We start from the raw sequence: 19,285 nt of genomic DNA, 5'->3' as shown, positions 1-19,285 counted from the left end.
GGTGTCCTATGAGGTCAGGAACCCGCGACGAGGGTCTCGACGTGGCGGGCGCTCAGACAGTGGTCGATCACCATGACCGCCGCCCCGACGACCCCCGCGCCCTCCCCCGCCTTGGAGGAGACGATGCGCAGGTTCTCGGTGGCCAGCGGCAGTGAGCGCTGGTAGATGATCTCCCGCGCTCCCGCGAGGAGGTGGTCGCCGGCCTGGGCCAGGACCCCGCCGATGACGATCACCGAGGGGTTGAACATGTTGACGGCGGCGGCCAGGACCTCGCCGATGTCACGTCCGGCCTGACGCAGCGCTCGCAGGGCCGGGATCGATCCGTTCCGGGACAGCTCCACCACGTCGCGGGCCCCCGCGGCGGGAACCCCCTCTGCGGTGAGCGCCTCGGCCAGGGCGTGCCCGCCGGCGACCGCCTCCAGGCAGCCGGTGTTGCCACAGCGGCAGGGGAGTTCCCGGGCGTTGGGGACGTGGATGTGCCCGATGTCCCCGGCCGCCCCTTGGGCGCCCCGATAGACACCGCCCTCGCTGACGATGCCGCAGCCGATACCGGTGGCGACCTTCACGAACAGCAGGTGGTCGGCGTCGGGCCATGCGACGTGGTGTTCGCCGACCGCCATGATGTTGACGTCGTTGTCCACGAGCACGGGGCGTTCGATACGACGTTCGACGTGGCCGGAGACGTCGAAGTGGTCCCACCCGGGCATGATCGGCGGGTTGACCGCCCGACCGGCGGAGTGCTCGACCGGACCGGGCAGGCCCATCCCGAGGCCGAGGAGTTCGTCGGTTCCGCGTCCCGTCGCGTCCAGCAGGGCCAGGCCGTGCTCGACGACCCAGTCCAGGACGGGCTCGGGGCCCAGGGCGATGTCGAGGTCGGCGCGGTCCTCGGCGAGGACCGCCCCGGACATGTCGGTGAGGGCCAGCCGCGCGTGGGTGGCGCCGAGGTCGGCCGCGAGGACGACGCGCGCCTCCGGCCGGAACGAGAAGGTCGTGGGCGGACGGCCTCCGGTCGAGACCGCCTCTCCGGCCGGTCCGATGAGCCCGCCGGCCAGCAACGCGTCGACGCGCTGGGTGACCGTGGAGCGGGCCAGACCGGTGACGGAGGCCAGTTCGGAGCGGGTACGGGGGCGACCGTCCCGGAGCAGTCGGAGCAGGGTTCCCGCGCCGGGGGCGGCGGTGGGGTTACCGGAGGCGCGTGGGCCGGCCGCCCCCGCCCTTCCCGGTTCGGTGAGCGCGTCTTCCGTCATGTGACCAGTGAATCACAGGATCTATTGCTCTTCCTCCCTCCAACTAATTTGTCCAGATGCGGCAACTTTTGCTTGACCATCGACATAAGTGCGACGTAACGTCTCCGTCATGTCAGTGAAGAAGGTCACAAGTCCGGACGCCCCCACGTCCGGACCGACCACCCCCCGGACATACCGAGCCGCGATCATCGGCACCGGCTTCATGGGACGGGTCCACTCCCACGCGATCCGGGCCCTCGGCGGCGAGATCGTCGGCGTCGCCGGTTCCTCCCATGCGAAGGCCGAACGGTTCCGCGCCTCCCACGGCATCGCCCGAGCCCACTCGGACGCCCTCGAACTCGTCCACGACCCCGACGTGGACGTGGTGCACGTGTGCACCCCCAACCATCTGCACGCCCCGCTGACGCGGGCGGCGCTGGCCGCCGGCAAGCACGTGGTCTGCGAGAAACCCCTGGCCACCGACGCCGCCACCGCGCGCGAACTCACACAGAGCGCCCGAGAGGGCGGGCGGGTCGCCGTGGTCCCCTTCGTCTACCGCTTCCATCCCATGGCCCGCGAGGCCCGGGCCCGGGTGGCCGCCGGCTCCCTCGGCAGGGTCGGGCTGGCGCACGGCGGCTACCTCCAGGACTGGTTCCTCTCCCCCGAGGAGGACAACTGGAGGGTCGATCCGGACATCGGCGGCCCCACCCGGGCCTTCGGGGACATCGGTTCGCACTGGTGCGACATGCTCGAGTTCGTCACCGGGGACCGCGTCACCGCGGTCAGCGCCCAGACCTCGCGGATCACCGACTCCCGGGGGACGGACGGCGGTCGGTCCGTCACCACCGAGGATCTGGCGTCGTTCCAGTTCACCACCGCGGGCGGGGCGATCGGCACGGCGGTGATCAGCCAGGTGTCGCCGGGACGCAAGAACCAGCTGTTCCTCGAGGTCTCCGGAACCGAGGGGTCCCTGCGCTTCGACCAGGAACGACCCGAGACCCTGTGGTCGGGCGAACGCGCCCGGACCGGCACCGTCTCCCGGGACGACCCCGGCCTCAGCGCCGAGGCGGCCCGCATGGTGCGGCTCCCCGTCGGCCATCCGCAGGGCTATCAGGACTGCTTCAACGCGCTGATCGCCGACACCGCGGCCGCCATCGCCGGACATCGGCCGGAGGGACTCCCGGTCTTCGCCGACGGCCTGCGGGCCGCCGTCCTCGCCGAGGCCGTCCTGCTCTCGGCACGGGAACGGCGATGGGTCGACGTCCCGCCCACGGACGAGGCGGATCCCACGTGAACGCCGCGCCCCTGCTCAGAATGACCGGCATCGACAAATCCTTCCTGGGCGTACGAGTCCTGCACGGTGTCGACCTGGAGCTGCGTTCCGGGGAGCTGCACGCCCTGGTCGGTGAGAACGGCGCGGGCAAGTCCACGCTGATGAAGGTGCTGGCCGGGGTGCACCGACCCGACGGCGGGCGGATCGAGATCGACGGCGCGGAGGTCTCCTTCGACCACCCCTCGCGGGCCCGCCGCGCCGGTGTGTCCACCGTGTTCCAGGAGTTCAACCTGCTCCCGGAGCGGACCGTCGCCCAGAACGTGTTCCTGGGGCGGGAGATCCTCTCCCGGGGGCTGGTGGACGACCGGGCCATGGAGCGGACCACCGCCGAGCTGCTCGACGACCTGGGCCTGGAGGGCATCTCCCCCAGGGCGAGGGTCCGGCATCTGTCCGTGGCCGAACAGCAGGTGGTGGAGATCGTCAAGGCGCTCTCCCACGACGCGCGCGTCATCTCCATGGACGAGCCGACGGCGGCCCTGGCCGACCACGAGGTCGAGGTCCTCTACCGGATCATCGCCCGTCTGCGCGAACGCGGCGTGGGCGTCCTCTACGTCTCCCACCGGCTCAAGGAGATCTTCGACCTGGCCGACACCATCACCGTCCTCAAGGACGGCCATCGGGTCGACACCGTCCCGGCCGACGACATCGCCCCCGCCGACCTGGTGCGCAGGATGGTGGGACGCCCCGTCTCCTCGGTCTTCCCCGAACGGCTCGAACCGCACGGCGAGCACGTGGGCCGGGTGCGCCTGGCGGTCTCCGGCGGCGGCAACACCCGGTTGGACGGGATCGACCTGGAGGTGCGCGGCGGCGAGATCGTCGGCCTGGCCGGGCTCCAGGGCAGCGGCCGCACCGAGATCGCGCACGCCCTGTTCGGCGTCGACCGGTTCACCCGGGGCGAGGTCCACGTCGACGGGCGGCGGGTCGATCCGCGCTCGCCGCGCCGGGCGATCCGCGCCGGACTGGCCCTGGTCACCGAGGACCGCAAGGCCCGGGGACTGGCGCTCGAACAGTCCGTCACGGCCAACGCCCGTCTCGTCCTGGACGCCGTGAACCCGTTCGGTTCCGCCCGACGCGCCGCGCGCGTCCCCGGCCTCCTCTCCTCCCTGGAACTGGTGGCGCGGGGCGGCCCTCGCCAGGAGGTCCGGTACCTGTCCGGCGGCAACCAGCAGAAGGTGGTGCTGGCCAAGTGGCTGGTCACCGACCCCGGTGTCATGGTGCTGGACGAGCCCACCCGGGGGATCGACGTGGGCGCCAAACAGGCCGTCTACACGCTGATGCGCGAGTTGGCCGCCGCGGGTGTGGCCGTCCTCCTCATCTCCTCCGAACTCCCCGAGCTGATCGGTATGTCCGATCGCCTGGTCGTGCTCGACGACGGCCGGGTGGCGGGAGAACTGCCGGGCGGCTCCGACGAGGAGACCGTGATGGCCCTGGCGACCGGCGCCACGAGGGAGGCCGTCTCATGACCCCCTCCCCTTCTCCTCTGCGAGACCTCCTGGATCGGGCCGGCACCACCGGAGCGGTCTACGCGGCCCTGGCGGGCGTCCTGGTGATCGGTTCGCTCTTCGTGGCCTTCCAGGGATCCCACCTGTTCACCGCCGCCAACACGGTGGACCTGTTCACCAGGGGCAGCCTGCTGGGCTTCCTGGCCATCGGCCAGACCCTGGTGATCCTGTGCCGCTCCCTCGACCTGTCGGTCGGCTACGTCGCCGCCCTGTCCACGATGGTCTCGGCGATCGTCATGGCCGGGGACCCCTCCCGGATCGTCCTCGGCATCGGCGCCACCCTGGGGCTGGCGGCCCTCATCGGCCTGGTCAACGGGCTGGTCGTCACCCGACTGCGGGTCAACCCCTTCATCACCACCCTGGGGACGGGGCTGCTCATCAAGGGCTACCTCGACACACGGTTCCAGGGGCCGGCCGGGTCGATCCCCGCCGAGTTCCAGACGTTCGGGCTCTCCCGGATCGGCGTGCTCCCGGTGTCCACACTGGTCATGCTGGCTCTGGCGGTGCTCGCGATCCTCTTCCTACGGCGTACCCGGATGGGCTTCCACATGTACGCGGTGGGCGGTGACTCCGAGGTGGCCCGGCTCTCCGGGATCCGTCCCGAGATCCCCGTGATCACCGCGCACGTGCTGTGCTCGATGACGGCCGGGATCGCCGGACTGCTCCTGGCCTCCCGTTTCGGCACCGGCAACACGCTGGTCTACAACAACGGCTACGAACTGGAGGCCATCGCCGCGGTCGTGCTCGGCGGCACCTATCTGCTGGGCGGACGCGGCGGGGTGGCCGGGACCATGGCGGGGGTGTTCATCCTCGCCACCCTGGACACGGTGTTCAACACGCTCTCGGTCGACCCCTTCGTCAAGGACGTGCTGCGCGGCGCCATCGTCATCGCCGCGGTGGCCGTCTACGCCCGAGGGCGACACGGGCGCACCTCCGTCCGGCCCCGTTTCACCTCCGGTGGCGCACCACCGGCTCCCCCGCCCCCACCACCCCCGACGGCGACGCCCTCGGCCCGGGGAGGAGACCGATGACCCGCCCGACCCGCCTCTCCCCCGGCGCCCTGTCGTCCGCCCTCCGCGGCGGCACCGGGACCGTGGCCGTCCTACTGACCTTGATCTTCCTGGTCATCGCCGTACAGAACCCGTCGTTCTTCGAAGGCCCGCCGCTGATGGCGTTCGCGAAGAAGGCGGCGCCCCTGGTCGTGCTCGCGCTCGGCCAGTACCTGGTGATCGTCTCCGGCGAGTTCGACCTCTCGGTCGGCTCCCTGGTGGGCGCGCAGGTGGTGATCGCGGCCCGGTTGATCGACGGCGACGAGGCCTCGACCCTGCCGGTCATCGGCCTGATGCTGCTCTTCGGTCTCGTCGTGGGGCTGGTCAACGGCCTGATCACCACGGTGTTGAGGGTCCCGTCGATCATCACCACCCTCGGCACGATGCTGATCCTGTTCGGCGCCGTGCGCTACTGGACGGGCGGCGCGCCCACCGGGGCCCTGTCGGAGGGGTTCCGGGTGTTCGGCCGGCACGGCCTCGACGGCGTGCCCGTCATCGGCCAACTGCCCTGGGCGTTGGTGATCGCTGCGGTCCTGACGGTCGGCGCGGTCCTCCTCATGCGCTCGCCCTATGGACGTTCCCTGATGGCCACCGGCGACAACGACACCGCCGCCGCCTTCTCCGGGGTCCGCGTACGACGGGTGCGCACCCTGGCCTTCGTCGGCTCGTCCCTGGCGGCCACCGTGGCGGCCATCCTCATCGGCGGCTTCGCCGGGGTCACCGCCCAGGTCGGCCAGGGGCTGGAGTTCACCGCCATCACGGCCGTCGTCCTCGGCGGGGTGGTGTTGGGCGGCGGTCGCGGGAGCGTCATCGCGGCCGTACTCGGCGCGCTCACCGTCGAAGCGCTCTTCACCCTGTTCAACCAGCTCTACCTGCCCTCGACCATCCAGCCGGCGGCGCAGGGGCTCATCATCATCGCGGCCGTGGCCTACGCCTCGCGCCGTGGCGACCGGAGACCGCCGAGACACGCGCGACGGCGGCCGGTCCACCCGAACGATCGACCGCTCGACCCTTCCCGGAGGTAACCCCCATGCGCCTACCCCCCGCGTTCCTCGCCGGCGCCGCCGGCCTGACCCTGCTGCTCACCGCCTGTACGACCGACGCCCCCGAGGGGGCGGACGGCGCCGGCGGAGAGAACGGCGCCGCCACGACCCCGGACGCCGAGTGGTTCGACCAGGCCGAGTTCGACGCGCAGCTCGCCCAGCGCGAGATCACCCCCGAGGGCCCGGACGCCGAGCCCTGGGCCCAGGCGATCGAGCCCGAATGGATCGACACCGCCGAGTTCGCCATCGACGACCCCGAGAACGCCCGGGTCTGCTTCTCCAACGCCTCGGTGTCCAACCCCTGGCGGGTCACCGGCTCCATCACCATGCGCCAACAGGCGGAGGCGCTGATCGAGGAGGGGCGGATCGGTGGTTTCTCCTCCTCCGACGCGGCCGACGACGACAACCAGCAGATCTCCGACATCCAGGCGTTCGTGGACTCCGGGGACTGCGACGCCATCATCATCTCCCCGTCCACGACGGCCACGTTGACCCCGGCGGTGGAGACCGCCTGCGAGAGCGGGGTCCCGGTGATCGTCTTCGACCGGGGCGTGAACAGCGACTGCATGGTCACGTTCATCCACCCGATCGGCGGCTACGCCTACGGGGCCGACGCCGCCGAGTTCCTGGTCGAGAACCTGGAGCCGGGGTCGACCGTCCTGGCCCTGCGGATCCTGCCCGGCGTGGACGTGCTCGAACACCGCTGGGCCGCGGCCCAGCAGGTCTTCGGCGACAGCGACCTGGAGCTGCTCGGTTTCGAGTTCACCGAGGGCGACGGGGCCCAGATCAAGGACCTGGTCTCCCAGCACCTGCAACGAGGCGAGGTCGACGGCATCTGGATGGACGCCGGAGACGGGGCCGTCGCGGGCCTGGAGGCCTTCGAGGACGCCGGCCGCCCCTATCCGGTGATCGCCGGCGAGGACGAACTCAGCTTCATGCGCAAGTGGGACGAGGAGGGGCTGACGGCGATCGCCCCGGTGTACTCCAACTTCCAGTGGCGCACCCCGATGCTCGCGGCGGGCATGATCCTCGCGGGCGAGGAGGTCCCGGCCGAGTGGGTCCTGCCGCAGGAGCCGATCCGTCAGGACGAGCTCGACGACTACCTGGAGCGCAACTCCGAGATGCCCTCCCTGCACTACGCGAAGTTCGGCGGCGAGGACCTGCCCGGTTTCCCCGAGGCGTGGGTGGACCGGTAGGGATGCGCGCGCTGGGGGTCGACACCTGGGTCTGGACGTCACCGCTCACCGACGCCGAACTGCGTCGGATCGCGCCCCGCGTGGCGGGGTGGGGGTTCGACGTGCTGGAACTGCCGGTCGAGGAGATCGGCGACTGGAACCCCGCCCACGCCCGGACGCTCCTGGACGATCTGGGGCTCGGCGCCACCGTCGTCCTGGTCATGTCCCCGGGCAGGGAGCTCGTGGCGACCGATCCCGGCACCGTTCGACGGACCAGGGACTACCTCAGGCGGGTCGTCGACGCCGCGGCGGAGGTCGGTTCCACCGTCGTCGCGGGTCCGGCCTATGCCTCGGTGGGGCGTACCTGGCGCATGTCCCCGAAAGAGCGGGCGGGGCTGCGCTCGGAGCTCACCGAGGCTCTGGCCCCCGTGGTCGACCACGCGTCGGCCGCAGGGGTGCGGATCGCCGTGGAGCCGCTGAACAGGTACGAGACCAGCGTGCTCAACACGGTGGACCAGGCGTTGGAGGCGCTCGCGGACCTGCCCGCCGAACACTGCGGTCTCGCCTTGGACGTCTACCACATGAACATCGAGGAGAAGGATGTGGCGGAGGCGATCTCCCGGGCCGCCGGGCGCATCCACCACGTCCAGGTTTGTGCGAATGACCGAGGAACGCCCGGCGCCGATCACCTGGACTGGTTACAGATCGTGACAAAACTAGATGAATCCGGTTACCCGGGACCCCTGGTGATCGAGTCGTTCACAGCGCACAATGTGAGCGTCGCCACGGCGGCGTCCATATGGCGGCCCCTGGCCGCCTCCCAGGACGCCCTCGCTGTCGACGGTCTGGCCTTCCTCCGTTCGATCACCACCTCGGAACCTCCTCCGTCTCCCTCCCCCACGCCCCCGGTGAAAGGAGCCGCCATGGACTGAGCACCCCGATGAGGCGGCCTCCCCCGCTTCCGAACGCGATAGCAGGAACTCCCCGACGGACCCCGTCCACGCGTCCACCGACGACCGGTCCCCGACCGGCGCCGGAACACCGTGGCCCGCAGACCGTCCCTGCCGTCGGCGCCGGCACGCCGCACGGACTCATCGACCCCCATTCTCCGGATGAGGTTCCCCGTGATCACCAGCCCCCTGAGAGCGTTGGGCGCGACCGTCGCGGCCATCGCCATGGCCATCGGCCTGACATCGGTCCCCGCCCAGGCGGACGAGGTCGAACAGGACCCGTTCACCGCGCTGATCTTCTCCAAGACCACCGGCTTCCGACACGACTCCATCCCCCACGGCGTCGCCCTCTACGAGGCTCTCGCCGAGGAACACGGCTTCGAGACAGAGCACACCGAGGACGCCGACGTCTTCAACGAGGAGGACCTGGCCCGCTTCGACGTGGTCGTCTGGCTCTCCACCACCGGCGACGTGCTGGACGAGGACCAGCAGGGCGCCTTCGAGGACTACATCCGTTCGGGCGGCGGCTACGTCGGCGTCCACTCGGCCTCCGACACCCACTACGACTGGGAGTGGTACGGCGAACTGGTCGGCGCCTACTTCGCCAGTCACCCGCCCGGCACCCAGGACGCCACGGTCATGGTGAACGACCGTGTGCACCCCTCCACGGCCGGTCTTCCCGCTTCGTGGGAGCGGCACGACGAGTGGTACGACTACGACGTCAACCCGCGCGGCGACGTGCACGTCCTGGCCGGGCTCGACGAGAGCTCCTACGAGGAGCAGGTCGACCCGGCCGGCCAGATGGGGTACGACCACCCGATCGCCTGGTGCCAGGTCTACGACGGCGGCCGATCCTGGTACACCGGCGGCGGCCACACGAACGAGTCCTACTCCGAACCGGAGTTCACCGACCACCTCCTGGGCGGTCTCCAATGGGCGGCCGGCCGGGCCGAGGGCGACTGCGGCGCCACCGCCTGGGAGAACTTCCAGAAGGTCACCCTCGCCCAGGGCGAGGAGAACGTCGGCGAGCCGATGGGCATGGCGGTCCTGCCGGACGGCCGTGTCGTGCACACCTCGCGCGACGGCCGGGTGTCCCTGTGGTCCCCCGAGACCCACTCCACCGCCCTGCTCACCGATCTGCCCGTGTACGACCACGACGAGGACGGTCTTCAGGGCGTGGCCCTCGACCCGGACTTCGAGGAGAACGGGTGGGTGTACCTGTACTACGCGCCCGTGCTGGACGGGGTCCCCTCGGGTGAGGCGCCCTCGGACGGCGCGCCGGAGGACTTCGCCCCCTATGAGGCGCACAACAACCTGTCGCGTTTCCAGTTCGTGGACGGTGACGAGCCGACCCTGGACCTGGAGAGCGAACAGGTGATCCTGGAGGTCGAGGCCACGCGCGGCATGTGCTGCCACGTCGGCGGCGACATCGACTTCGACCACGAGGGACGTCTCCTCCTGGCCACCGGGGACGACACCAGCGCGTTCGGGTCGGACGGGTACACGCCGATCGACGAGCGCGAGAGCCGCAACCCGGCGTTCGACGCCCAGCGCAGCTCCGCCAACACCAACGATCTGCGGGGCAAACTCCTCCGGATCTCCGTCGACGAGGACGGCGGATACTCCATCCCCGAGGGCAACCTGTTCCCGCCGGAGACCTCCGACCCGGACCTGACCCGCCCGGAGATCTTCGCCATGGGTCTGCGCAACCCGTTCCGCTTCTCGGTCGACCCTCAGGACGGCGGCGTCTACCTGGGCGACTACGGACCCGACGCCCATGAGGCCGACCCCGAGCGAGGGCCGCAGAACACGGTGACCTGGCACCACATCACCGAGGCCGCCAACATCGGCTGGCCGTACTGCATCGGGAACAACTCCGCCTACGTCGACCACGACTTCGGGTCGGGGACCTCCGGTGAGGCGTTCGACTGCGCCGCGCCGGTGAACGACTCCCCGCGCAACACCGGTCTGGAGGAGCTGCCCCCGGTCACCCCGGCGTCGATCTGGTACTCCTACGAGGAGTCCGAGGAGTTCCCGCACCTGGGCGAGGGCAGCGGCTCCCCGATGGGCGGACCCGCCTACCACTACGACCCCGACCTGGAGTCGGACAACAAGTGGCCCGAGTACTACGACGGCGTCCCCCTGATGTACGAGTGGGGACGCCAGTGGATCAAGCAGATCCACCTGGACGACGAGGGCGGCGTCCTCGACATCACCGACACCGTGCCGGACATCGACCTGGCCAACCCCATGGACATGGAGTTCGGCCCGGACGGCGCCCTGTACGTGTTGGAGTACGGATCCGGCTACTTCGGCGGGGCCGAGGACTCGGCGATCTCCCGCATCGACTACGTCTCCGGCAACAGCCCGGTGGCCAGGATCGGGGTCGACACCACCTCCGGTCCGGCCCCGCTGACCGTGGAGTTCTCCGCCGAGGACTCCTTCCACCCCGGCGGCCTGCCCTTCGAGTACGCGTGGGCCTTCGGCGACGGCGCGACCTCGACCGAGGTCTCGCCCACGCACACCTTCACCGATGAGGGCCGTTACACCGTCACGTTGACGGTCACGGACGAGGAGGGACGTACGGGTACGGCGACGACGACGGTCACCGCCGGCAACACCGCGCCCGAGGTCTCCTTCGACACCCCGAGGGACGGACGGTTCTTCTCCTGGGGCGACGAGATCCCGTTCTCCGTCTCCGTGGAGGACGCCGAGGACGGATCGATCGGCGACGGGATCGACTGCGGCGACGTTCAGGTCACCTCGTCCCTGGGGCACGACTCCCACGCCCACCCCTGGACGCAGTACGACGCGTGCGAGGGTGTCAGCGTCACCGGGACCGACGGCGGTCACGGCCACGACATGAACATCTTCTGGGTGCTCCAGGCCGAGTACACCGACGGCGGCGGAGCGGCCTCACCACCGCTGAGCGGCTCCGACGGGGTCAAGCTCAACCCGTCGCGGATGCAGGCCCAGTACTTCTCCGACAGCCGAGGCGTGCAGACCGAGGCGACGGAGGACGACGAGGGAGGGCTGCGCAACCTCTCCTGGATCGGGCACGGTGACTGGGTCTCCTACACCCCGGTCGACCTGTACGAGATCGAGGAGATCACCTTCCGGGTCGCCTCGGACGGATACGGCGGTGCCATCGAGGCCCGGGCCGGCTCCCCCGAGGGGGAGACGCTGGGCACGGTCGACGTCCCGGTCACCGGCGGCTGGCAGGAATGGACCGACGTGACCATGGAGGTGACCGATCCGGGCGGGACCATCGAGCTGTTCCTGGTCTTCACCGGAGACGACCCGGACGTGGCCGACGGTCTGTTCAACCTCAACTACTTCGAGGTCGGCCACGGGGACCACGAAGCCCCCGACGAGGGCCCCGAGGTCGCTCTGACCAGCCCCGAGGACGGTTCCGTCCACGCCCCGGGCGAGGACATCGCGCTCGCGGCGGAGGTCACCGACCACGGCGACGTCGGTATCGAAGGGGTGGAGTTCCTCGTCGACGGCGAACCGGTGGCCACGGCGACCGAGAGCCCCTACGAGGCCACCTGGACGGAGGTCGCCGAGGGCGAGTACTCCGTGAGCGCGGTCGCCACCGACGGCGACGGGGCGACCGGGACCTCGGCCTCCCACACGATCACCGTCGGCGAGGCCGCCGAACCCGAGGAGTGCGCCCCGCCGAACGTGGACGACGGGTACCGCGCCTTGTGGGACGGCGAATCCCTGGACGGCTGGAGCATGGCCGGACCGGGCGGCTTCGAGATCGTTCCGGACGAGGACGGATGCGTGCTCCGGACCGAGGGCGGCATGGGCCTGCTCCATCACGAGACCGAACTGGGCTCCTACCGGCTGAAGCTGGACTACCTCACCCCCGAGGAGAGCGACAACTCCGGTGTCTTCGTCGGCTTCCCCGACCCCGGGGACGACCCCTGGGTCGCCGTCGACCAGGGCTACGAGATCCAGATCGACCCGTTCGGCGCCCCGGCGGGCGACCCCCTCACCAGGACGGGCGCCGTCTACGGCTTCCAGGAGGCGAGCTCGCACCCCGAGGTCGTGGGCGAGTGGAACACGATGGAGATCGAGGTCGACGACCCGATGATCCGGGTCAGCGTCAACGGTGAGCTCGTCAACGAGTTCGAGAGCACCGACCCGGACCGGGACCTGTCCTCCGGGTTCATCGGACTCCAGAACCACGGCGACGCCGACACGGTCCTGTTCCGCGACGTGCAGGTCATGGACCTGGAGGACGAGGTCGAGCCGATCACGTTCACCGAGGTCTCCGAGCGGATCGACGCGCTCGCCGACGAAGGGGCCCTGACCCACTCCGAGGCCCGCCGACTCGCCCCACAGCTGCGGCTGATCGAACACCACCTGGACACCGGACGGCCCGCCCAGGCCGAGCGTTCCCTGGAGCGCTTCGTCGCGGTCGTCGAGTCCGTGGTCGACGACGACGCCCGAGAGGAGTTGACCGACCTGGCCACCCGGCTCAGGGCCCTGCTCCCCGACTGACCCCACCGACACCCGGAGCCGCCGTGTCCACGGCGGTGAAGCACGACCGAACGCGGCGGGGCCTCCCCGGCCCCGCCGCCCCCGGCGGCGTCGCTCGCACGGTACGCGCCGCCTCTCCCCCGACAGAGTGCCGAACCGACGGGAGGTGCCCGTGCGCACCGAGAAGGACCAGAGTCGAGACCCCCGCGAGCCCGAGAACGGAAAGGGCCCGGACACGACCGAACGCGTGATGACCAAGGACGCCACCGCCACCACCTGGTGGCTGACCGGCGGATCCGTCCTGTTGGTCGGAGCGATCGCCGCCGCGGTGATCGTCGTCTTCTCCGGAGGCGACGACGCGGTCTCCCCCGACCCGGCCCGGGTGGCCGAATTGGAGGCCTCCGCGGCCGAACGCCACGTCGACCAGGTGGAGGAGCTCGTCCACCACACCCGTGCCGCTCACGAGGGACTGCTCCCGGTGCTGGAGTCCCTGGACACGGTGTTGCCCGCGGACGGTTCGGCCCCGTCGGAGGACCTCCCGGACACCGAGGAGATCGACGCCTGGCTCGGGACCACCCTGGAGGCCCGCGACCACCTGGAGCACGCCGAATCGGGCGAGACCGCGTTCAACGTCACCCACGCGGGGCTGCGCGGCTCCGTCGACCTGCTCGCCTCCTCCCTGAACGCCTACGACTCCGCCGTGCGCGCCGACGAGGACCGGCGCACCGATCTGCTCGAACTCGCCGCCGACCTGCGGGACCAGGCGGTCCGCGCGTGGTCGGTGGCGGCCACACAACTGGACATGGTCAGTGTCGAGGCCGGTCACGGCCATATCCACCTGTACCTCCCCGCGGCACCGGGCAGCGGGGCCCTGACACCCGACGAGGCCGAGGACGGCGACGGGGCCCTCGAAGAGGCCCCCGGACACGACGACCACTGACAGGGGACCCCATGACACGTATCGGAGTGTGGTCGATCGGAGCGCGAGGATCGGTCGCCACCACGGCCGTCCTCGGCGCCCTGGCCGTCCGGGCCGGAGCCGTGGAGCCGATCGGGTGCGTCACCGAACGCCCCGAGTTCGCCGCGGCGGGCCTGCCCGGGATCGGCGACCTGGTCTTCGGCGGCCACGACCTCCACGGCACCCACCTGGCCAAGGGCGCGGAGCCCCTGGCCGGGGCGGGGGCGGTGCCACCACGTCTGACGGAGATGTTCGCCGAGGAACTGGGCGCCGTGGACCGTCGGATCCGCGAGGGGGTGGAGACCCCGGCCGCAGGGTTCTCCCGCCGCCACGTGGACTCCCTGGAACGCGATCTCCGCGAGTTCGCCGAGGCGGAATCGCTGGAGAGGGTGGTGGTCGTGGACCTGTCCGGCACCGAGCCCCCTCCGGCCCCGGCCCCCGAACTCACCGACCCCGGCCGCCTGGAGGAGGCCCTGGACGCGGGGAACGCCCGGATCCCGGCCTCTTCGGCCTACGCCTACGCGGCGCTGCGCGCCGGCTGCTCCTTCGTGGAGTTCACGCCCAACGCCGGCCCCCGACCACCCGCCCTCTCCGCCCTGGCCGAACGGCTGGGGCTGCCCTGGGCCGGTTCGGACGGCAAGACCGGGGAGACCCTGGTCAAGAGCGCGCTGGCGCCGATGTTCGCCACCCGCGCGCTCCGGGTGCGTTCCTGGTCCTCGACCAACCTGCTCGGCGGCGGCGACGGACGGACGCTGGCCGACCCGGGCAGCAACGACAGCAAGACCTCCTCGAAGGCCCGGGGGCTGGAGCACCTGTTGGGGCATGCGGTGGACGGCCCGCTGCACATCGACTACGTGCCGGACCTGGGCGGGACCAAGGTGGCCTGGGACCACGTCTCCTTCGAGGGTTTCCTGGGAGCCCGGATGTCCCTCCAGTTCACCTGGTCCGGTCACGACTCGGCCCTGGCCGCTCCGCTGATCCTGGACCTGGCCCGGCTGACCGCCCACGCCCACCGGACGGGCCGGGTCGGTCCGGTGCCGGAGCTGGGCTTCTTCTTCAAGGATCCGGCCGGCGGCGGCCCGCACGGGCTCGCCGAACAGTGGCGCGCTCTGACCGCCTGGTGTTCCGACGACCGGGGAGGGCTCCGATGAACCGCCGGCTCCGTTCCCTGGCCCGCCTGGTGCGCCTTCCCGCGGCCCTGACCGTCCTCGGTGACGGCCTGACCGGCGCCGCGGCGACGGGCCGGTCGCGCGACCCCCGCGTCATGGCGCTACCGCTGTCCTCGGTCTGCCTGTACTGGGCGGGTATGGCGCTCAACGACTACGCCGACCGGGACCTGGACGCGGTCGAGCGGCCCGAACGTCCGATCCCCTCGGGAGAGGTGGCGCCGGGCGAGGCCCTCGCCGTGGCCTGTGGGCTCACGGCGGCCGGTGTGGGCGTCGCGGCCCTGTCCGGCGGCCGGCGTGCCGCCCTGGTCGCCTCGGCGCTGGCCGCCACCGTGTGGACCTACGACCTGGTGCTCAAGCCGACACCGTGGGCCCCGTTGGGGATGGCCGCCGCCCGAGGCCTGGACGTGCTGTTGGGCGCGGGCGATCGCACCGCCGACGCGGCGCGGCCCGCCCTGGCCATGGCCGTGCACACCCTGGGGGTGACGGCGCTGAGCCGAGGCGAGGTGCACGGCACCCGGCCGGAGGTGGCGGCCGGATCCCTGGCCTGCACGCTGCTGTCCACGGCGGTGGCGGCGCTTCCCCCCGCGAAGGGCCACGACGCCTCGCGCGGAACGGTGGAAGGCCTCGGCGCCGCGCTGTTCGCGGGCGTGTACGCCGTGTCCGTCGGTTCGGCCCAGGGCCGGGCCCTCGTGGATCCGACCGCCGGACGGGCCCGAGAGGCCACCGGAACGGGCATTCGCGGGATGATCCCGCTCCAGGCCGCGCTGTTGGCGCGGTACGGGGCCCCGAGGACGGCCTGCGCGCTGGCGGTGGCCGCACCCTTGGCGGCCCGTGCGGCCAGGACGGCGGTGGTGACGTGAGGTTCGGATACGGCACCAACGGTTTCTGGGACCACCGCCTGAACGACGCCCTGGCGATCATCGCCGACCTCGGCTACGAGGGGGTCGGACTGACCCTGGACCATCCGCACCTGGACCCGTTCGGCCTGGACGTCAAGGCCCGGACGGCCGCGATCGGTCGACGCCTGGAGTCACTGGGACTGTCGGTGGTGGTGGAGACCGGCGCCCGCTACCTGCTGGACCCCCGGCGCAAGCACGAACCCACCCTGGTCTCCGACACCGACCGGGACGTCCGGGTCGACCTGCTCAAACGGGCGGTACGCATCGCCGACGCCTGGGGCGCCCGGGCGGTGTCCTTCTGGTCGGGGATCCTCCCTCCCGGCGCCGACCCCGACCGGGGTTGGGAACGACTCGTCGCCGGTGTGGAGAAGGTCCTGGTGGTGGCGGAGGAGCTGGGCGTGGACTGCGCCTTCGAACCCGAACCGGGCATGTTCGTCGAACGGCTGGACGACGTCCTGGAGCTCCGGCGTCGGCTCGGGGACCCCGAACGGCTCCGGGTGACGCTCGACGTGGGGCACGGGGTGTGCAACGAGCCCGACGGCCCCGAAGGGGCGATCGCCCGGGCCGGCGACCTGATCGCCAACGTGCAGTTGGACGACATGCGGCCCCACGTGCACGAACACCTGGAGTTCGGAGAGGGCGAGATCGACCTGCCCGGGGTCCTGGGCGCCCTGGACCGGGCCGGCTATCGAGGACTCGCCTCCGTGGAACTGCCCCGCCACGGTCACGCCGCCCCTCTGGTCGCCGAACGCTCCAAACACGCCCTCGACGCCGCATGGGAGCGGGCCGTTCGAAAGGACCGGGTATGAGCGTGGAGCACCTTCCGGACGCGAAGGCCCGCGAGGCCCTGACCGACCTGTGCGCCGAGGTGGCCGAACACCCGACACGGATCGCGGTGCTGTTCCCCGCCGCCGCCCGGCGGGTGGCCCGGGGCGCCGGCCCCTCCGGAGACCCCACCGGTCTGCACGGACCCACCGTGGAGGACCTGGTCCGGGTCGCGCTGCTGCGGACCCTGACGCGCGCCCTTCCGGCGCCGGATGCGGCCGAGGAGATCCACGACCTGTACGAGTACGGGGACGCCGACGAGAGGCGCGCGGTCCTGTACGGCCTCCACCACCTGGACACCGCCCTTCCCGAGGTCGCCTCGATCGTTCGCGGGCTCCTGGCCGACGCCCTGCGCACCAACGACCCCCGATTGATCGCGGCCGCCGCCGCGAGCCCGACCCAGGCGCTGTCGGACGACCACTCGTGGCGCCAGGCGGTGCTCAAATGCCTGTTCGTCGAGGTCCCGCTGTCGGTGGTGGCGGGGTTGGACTCGCGGGCCGACCCCGAACTGGCCCGCATGTGCGCCGACTTCGCCCACGAACGCTCCGCGGCGGGCCGCCCCGTCCCCGACGACGCCCTGACCCTCCTGGACCGCTTCCCCGAGCACCGGACGGAGACCTGAATGCGCATCTTCGACCCGCACGTCCACATGACCTCCCGCACCACAGCCGACTATCGGGCCATGTACGACGCCGGAGTGCGGGCCCTGGTGGAACCGGCCTTCTGGATGGGCCAGCCGCGCACCGGCGTGAGCTCCTTCCGCGACTACTTCGACGGCCTCGTCGGATGGGAGCGCTTCCGCGCCTCCCGGTTCGGCATCGCCCACCACTGCGCGATCGCGCTCAACCCCAAGGAGGCCAACGACCCCCGCCTGACCGGGGTCCTCGACCTCCTCCCCCGCTACCTGGCCAAGGACGGCGTGGTCGCGGTCGGAGAGGTCGGTTTCGACTCCCGTACCTCCGAGGAGGAGAAGGCCTTCCGACACCAGTTGGAGCTGGCCCGCGAGTTCGAACTGCCGGTGCTGGTGCACACCCCGCACCGGGACAAGATCGAGGGCACCCGGCACACCCTGCGCCTGGTCGAGGAGTCGGGGATCCCGCCCGAGCGGGTCCTGGTCGACCACCTCAACGAGACCACCGTCGCCATGGTGCACGCCTCCGGCTGCGCCATGGGCTTCTCCATCTACCCCGACACCAAGATGGCCCCGGAACGGATGGTGCGGATCCTGTCGGAGTGGGGCACCGAACGGATCCTGGTCGACTCCGCCGCCGACTGGGGCCACAGCGACCCGCTGACCACCCTGTACACCGGTCGGGCCATGCTCGCGGCGGGGTTCTCCGAAGAGGACGTGGACCGGGTCCTGTGGCGCAACCCGGTCGACTTCTACGCGCGGAGCGGGCGGCTGTTCCCGGAAGGGGGCGCCACAGCAGGCTCCACCTTCGAGGGCAACTCGCTCCTGCGCGGTGAAAGACCCGAGGGGGACGACCGATGAGGTTCCGCCACCCCGACGGCACCGTCGTCCACCTGGCCTACTGCACCAACGTCCACCCGGCCGAGGACCTCGACGGCGTCCTGCGACAGATCCGGGTGTTCGGCGGCGGCGTCCGCTCGGCCCTGGGGGTGGAACGTCTGGGGCTGGGACTATGGCTGCCCGCGCCCCTGGCCCGTCGGCTCGCCACCGACCCCTCGCTGGTCGACCTCCTGCGCGAGGGCCTGGACGAGGCCGGCGCCGAGACCGTCACCCTCAACGCCTTCCCCTACACCGGCTTCCACGCCCCCGTCGTCAAGCACGCCGTGTACGGACCGGACTGGACCGATCGCGCCCGATTGGACTACACCGTCGACTGCGCGCGGGTCCTGGCCCGACTGATGCCCGACGACGCCGAACGCGGCAGCGTCTCCACCCTCCCCCTGGCCTGGCGCGAACCCTGGACCCCCGAGCGCCTGACCGTCGCGCGCGGGCACCTGACCGAACTCTCGAAGGCGTTGGAGGAGCTCGCCGACGCCGGACGTCCGATCCGGGTCGCCCTGGAACCCGAACCCGGATGCGTCGTGGAGAGCACCCGGGACGCCGCCCGACTGCTCGCGGACCTCCCCCCGCACCTGGGCGTATGCCTGGACACCTGTCATCTGGCGGTGGGGTTCGAGGAACCCGCCCCGGCCCTGACACGTCTGGCCGAGGCGGGCCTCCCGGTGGTCAAGACCCAGGCCTCCGCCGCCCTGGAGATCCCCGACCCCACCGGATCCGAGGCGCGTACGGCCCTGACCGCCTTCGCCGAGGACCGTTTCCTGCACCAGACCCGTGAACGCGCGCACGGCCGGCTCCACGCCCGCGACGACCTGCCCGAGGCCCTGTCCGGCCCCCGGGCGCTCCCCGGCGACGGCCCGTGGCGCACCCACTTCCACGCTCCCCTGCACTCCCCCGCGCACCCTCCGTTGACCGGCACCACCGACCACCTCGTCGAGACCCTCGGGCTCCTCCTCGGGCCGGGCGGAGCGCTCACCGACCACGTCGAGGTCGAGACCTACACCTGGACGGTGCTCCCCGAGGAACGACGGCCGACCGACGAACGCGGGCTGATCGACGGCATCGCCGCCGAACTCTCCTGGGCCCGCGACCGGCTGATCGAGCTCGGCCTGACCGCCCTGTGACCACCGACGACGGAAG

General features: G+C 71.5%; 15 protein-coding genes. 14 read left to right on the top strand and 1 reads right to left on the bottom strand.

The genetic code is table 11. The features are described 5' to 3' along the window. Positions 1-14: 14 nt before the first annotated feature. Positions 15-1,247, bottom strand: a complete 1,233-nt coding sequence (locus tag D451_RS0102730) for an ROK family transcriptional regulator (RefSeq protein WP_017533336.1) — start codon at positions 1,245-1,247, stop codon at positions 15-17. A 115-nt stretch (positions 1,248-1,362) separates the two neighbouring features. Between D451_RS0102730 and D451_RS0102725 the strand changes: the two genes are divergently transcribed. The 14 genes from D451_RS0102725 to eboE all read left to right on the top strand — a co-directional run bounded on the left by D451_RS0102725 (position 1,363) and on the right by eboE (position 19,269). After that, a complete protein-coding gene (locus D451_RS0102725; protein WP_017533335.1) occupies positions 1,363-2,520 on the top strand; it encodes a Gfo/Idh/MocA family protein in 1,158 nt (385 codons plus the stop codon). After that, positions 2,517-4,022: a sugar ABC transporter ATP-binding protein gene (locus D451_RS0102720; RefSeq protein ID WP_026124771.1), complete on the top strand. Its 1,506-nt coding sequence runs from the start codon at positions 2,517-2,519 to the stop codon at positions 4,020-4,022. Before D451_RS0102725 ends, D451_RS0102720 begins: the two co-directional genes overlap by 4 nt. Beyond that, positions 4,019-5,092, top strand: coding sequence for an ABC transporter permease (locus D451_RS0102715; RefSeq protein WP_017533333.1), 1,074 nt, complete (start codon positions 4,019-4,021; stop codon positions 5,090-5,092). The genes D451_RS0102720 and D451_RS0102715 overlap by 4 nt, the downstream gene beginning before the upstream one ends. After that, a complete protein-coding gene (locus tag D451_RS0102710; protein ID WP_017533332.1) occupies positions 5,089-6,135 on the top strand; it encodes an ABC transporter permease in 1,047 nt (348 codons plus the stop codon). The genes D451_RS0102715 and D451_RS0102710 overlap by 4 nt, the downstream gene beginning before the upstream one ends. Positions 6,136-6,140: 5 nt before the next feature. Next, positions 6,141-7,349: a substrate-binding domain-containing protein gene (locus D451_RS0102705; protein WP_017533331.1), complete on the top strand. Its 1,209-nt coding sequence runs from the start codon at positions 6,141-6,143 to the stop codon at positions 7,347-7,349. 2 nt (positions 7,350-7,351) lie between these two features. Further along, positions 7,352-8,260 (top strand): sugar phosphate isomerase/epimerase family protein, encoded by a 909-nt coding sequence (locus tag D451_RS0102700; RefSeq protein WP_017533330.1) that lies wholly within the window; start codon positions 7,352-7,354, stop codon positions 8,258-8,260. 192 nt (positions 8,261-8,452) lie between these two features. Next, entirely contained in the window at positions 8,453-12,787 is a 4,335-nt protein-coding gene (locus tag D451_RS0102695; protein ID WP_017533329.1) for a ThuA domain-containing protein, read from the top strand. A 151-nt stretch (positions 12,788-12,938) separates the two neighbouring features. Next, positions 12,939-13,706, top strand: coding sequence for a hypothetical protein (locus D451_RS0102690; protein WP_017533328.1), 768 nt, complete (start codon positions 12,939-12,941; stop codon positions 13,704-13,706). Positions 13,707-13,717: 11 nt separating this feature from the next. Further along, positions 13,718-14,875, top strand: a complete 1,158-nt coding sequence (locus tag D451_RS0102685; RefSeq protein ID WP_017533327.1) for an inositol-3-phosphate synthase — start codon at positions 13,718-13,720, stop codon at positions 14,873-14,875. Continuing rightward, positions 14,872-15,753 carry an SCO3242 family prenyltransferase gene (locus D451_RS0102680; RefSeq protein WP_017533326.1) on the top strand — a complete coding sequence of 294 codons (882 nt, stop codon included), beginning with the start codon at positions 14,872-14,874 and terminating at the stop codon, positions 15,751-15,753. The genes D451_RS0102685 and D451_RS0102680 overlap by 4 nt, the downstream gene beginning before the upstream one ends. Continuing rightward, complete coding sequence (locus tag D451_RS0102675) at positions 15,750-16,601, top strand: sugar phosphate isomerase/epimerase family protein (protein ID WP_014912116.1); 852 nt, start codon at positions 15,750-15,752, stop codon at positions 16,599-16,601. Before D451_RS0102680 ends, D451_RS0102675 begins: the two co-directional genes overlap by 4 nt. Further along, positions 16,598-17,239: an EboA domain-containing protein gene (locus D451_RS26215; RefSeq protein ID WP_026124769.1), complete on the top strand. Its 642-nt coding sequence runs from the start codon at positions 16,598-16,600 to the stop codon at positions 17,237-17,239. The genes D451_RS0102675 and D451_RS26215 overlap by 4 nt, the downstream gene beginning before the upstream one ends. Next, a complete protein-coding gene (locus tag D451_RS0102665) occupies positions 17,240-18,109 on the top strand; it encodes a TatD family hydrolase (RefSeq protein ID WP_017533325.1) in 870 nt (289 codons plus the stop codon). It begins immediately after the preceding gene. Further along, positions 18,106-19,269 (top strand): metabolite traffic protein EboE, encoded by a 1,164-nt coding sequence (gene eboE / locus D451_RS0102660; RefSeq protein WP_014908345.1) that lies wholly within the window; start codon positions 18,106-18,108, stop codon positions 19,267-19,269. Before D451_RS0102665 ends, eboE begins: the two co-directional genes overlap by 4 nt. Positions 19,270-19,285 lie beyond the last annotated feature (16 nt).

Source organism: Nocardiopsis alba DSM 43377 (genome assembly GCF_000341225.1).
Lineage (GTDB): Bacteria > Actinomycetota > Actinomycetes > Streptosporangiales > Streptosporangiaceae > Nocardiopsis > Nocardiopsis alba.
This window is presented reverse-complemented; position numbering and strand designations above follow the sequence as displayed.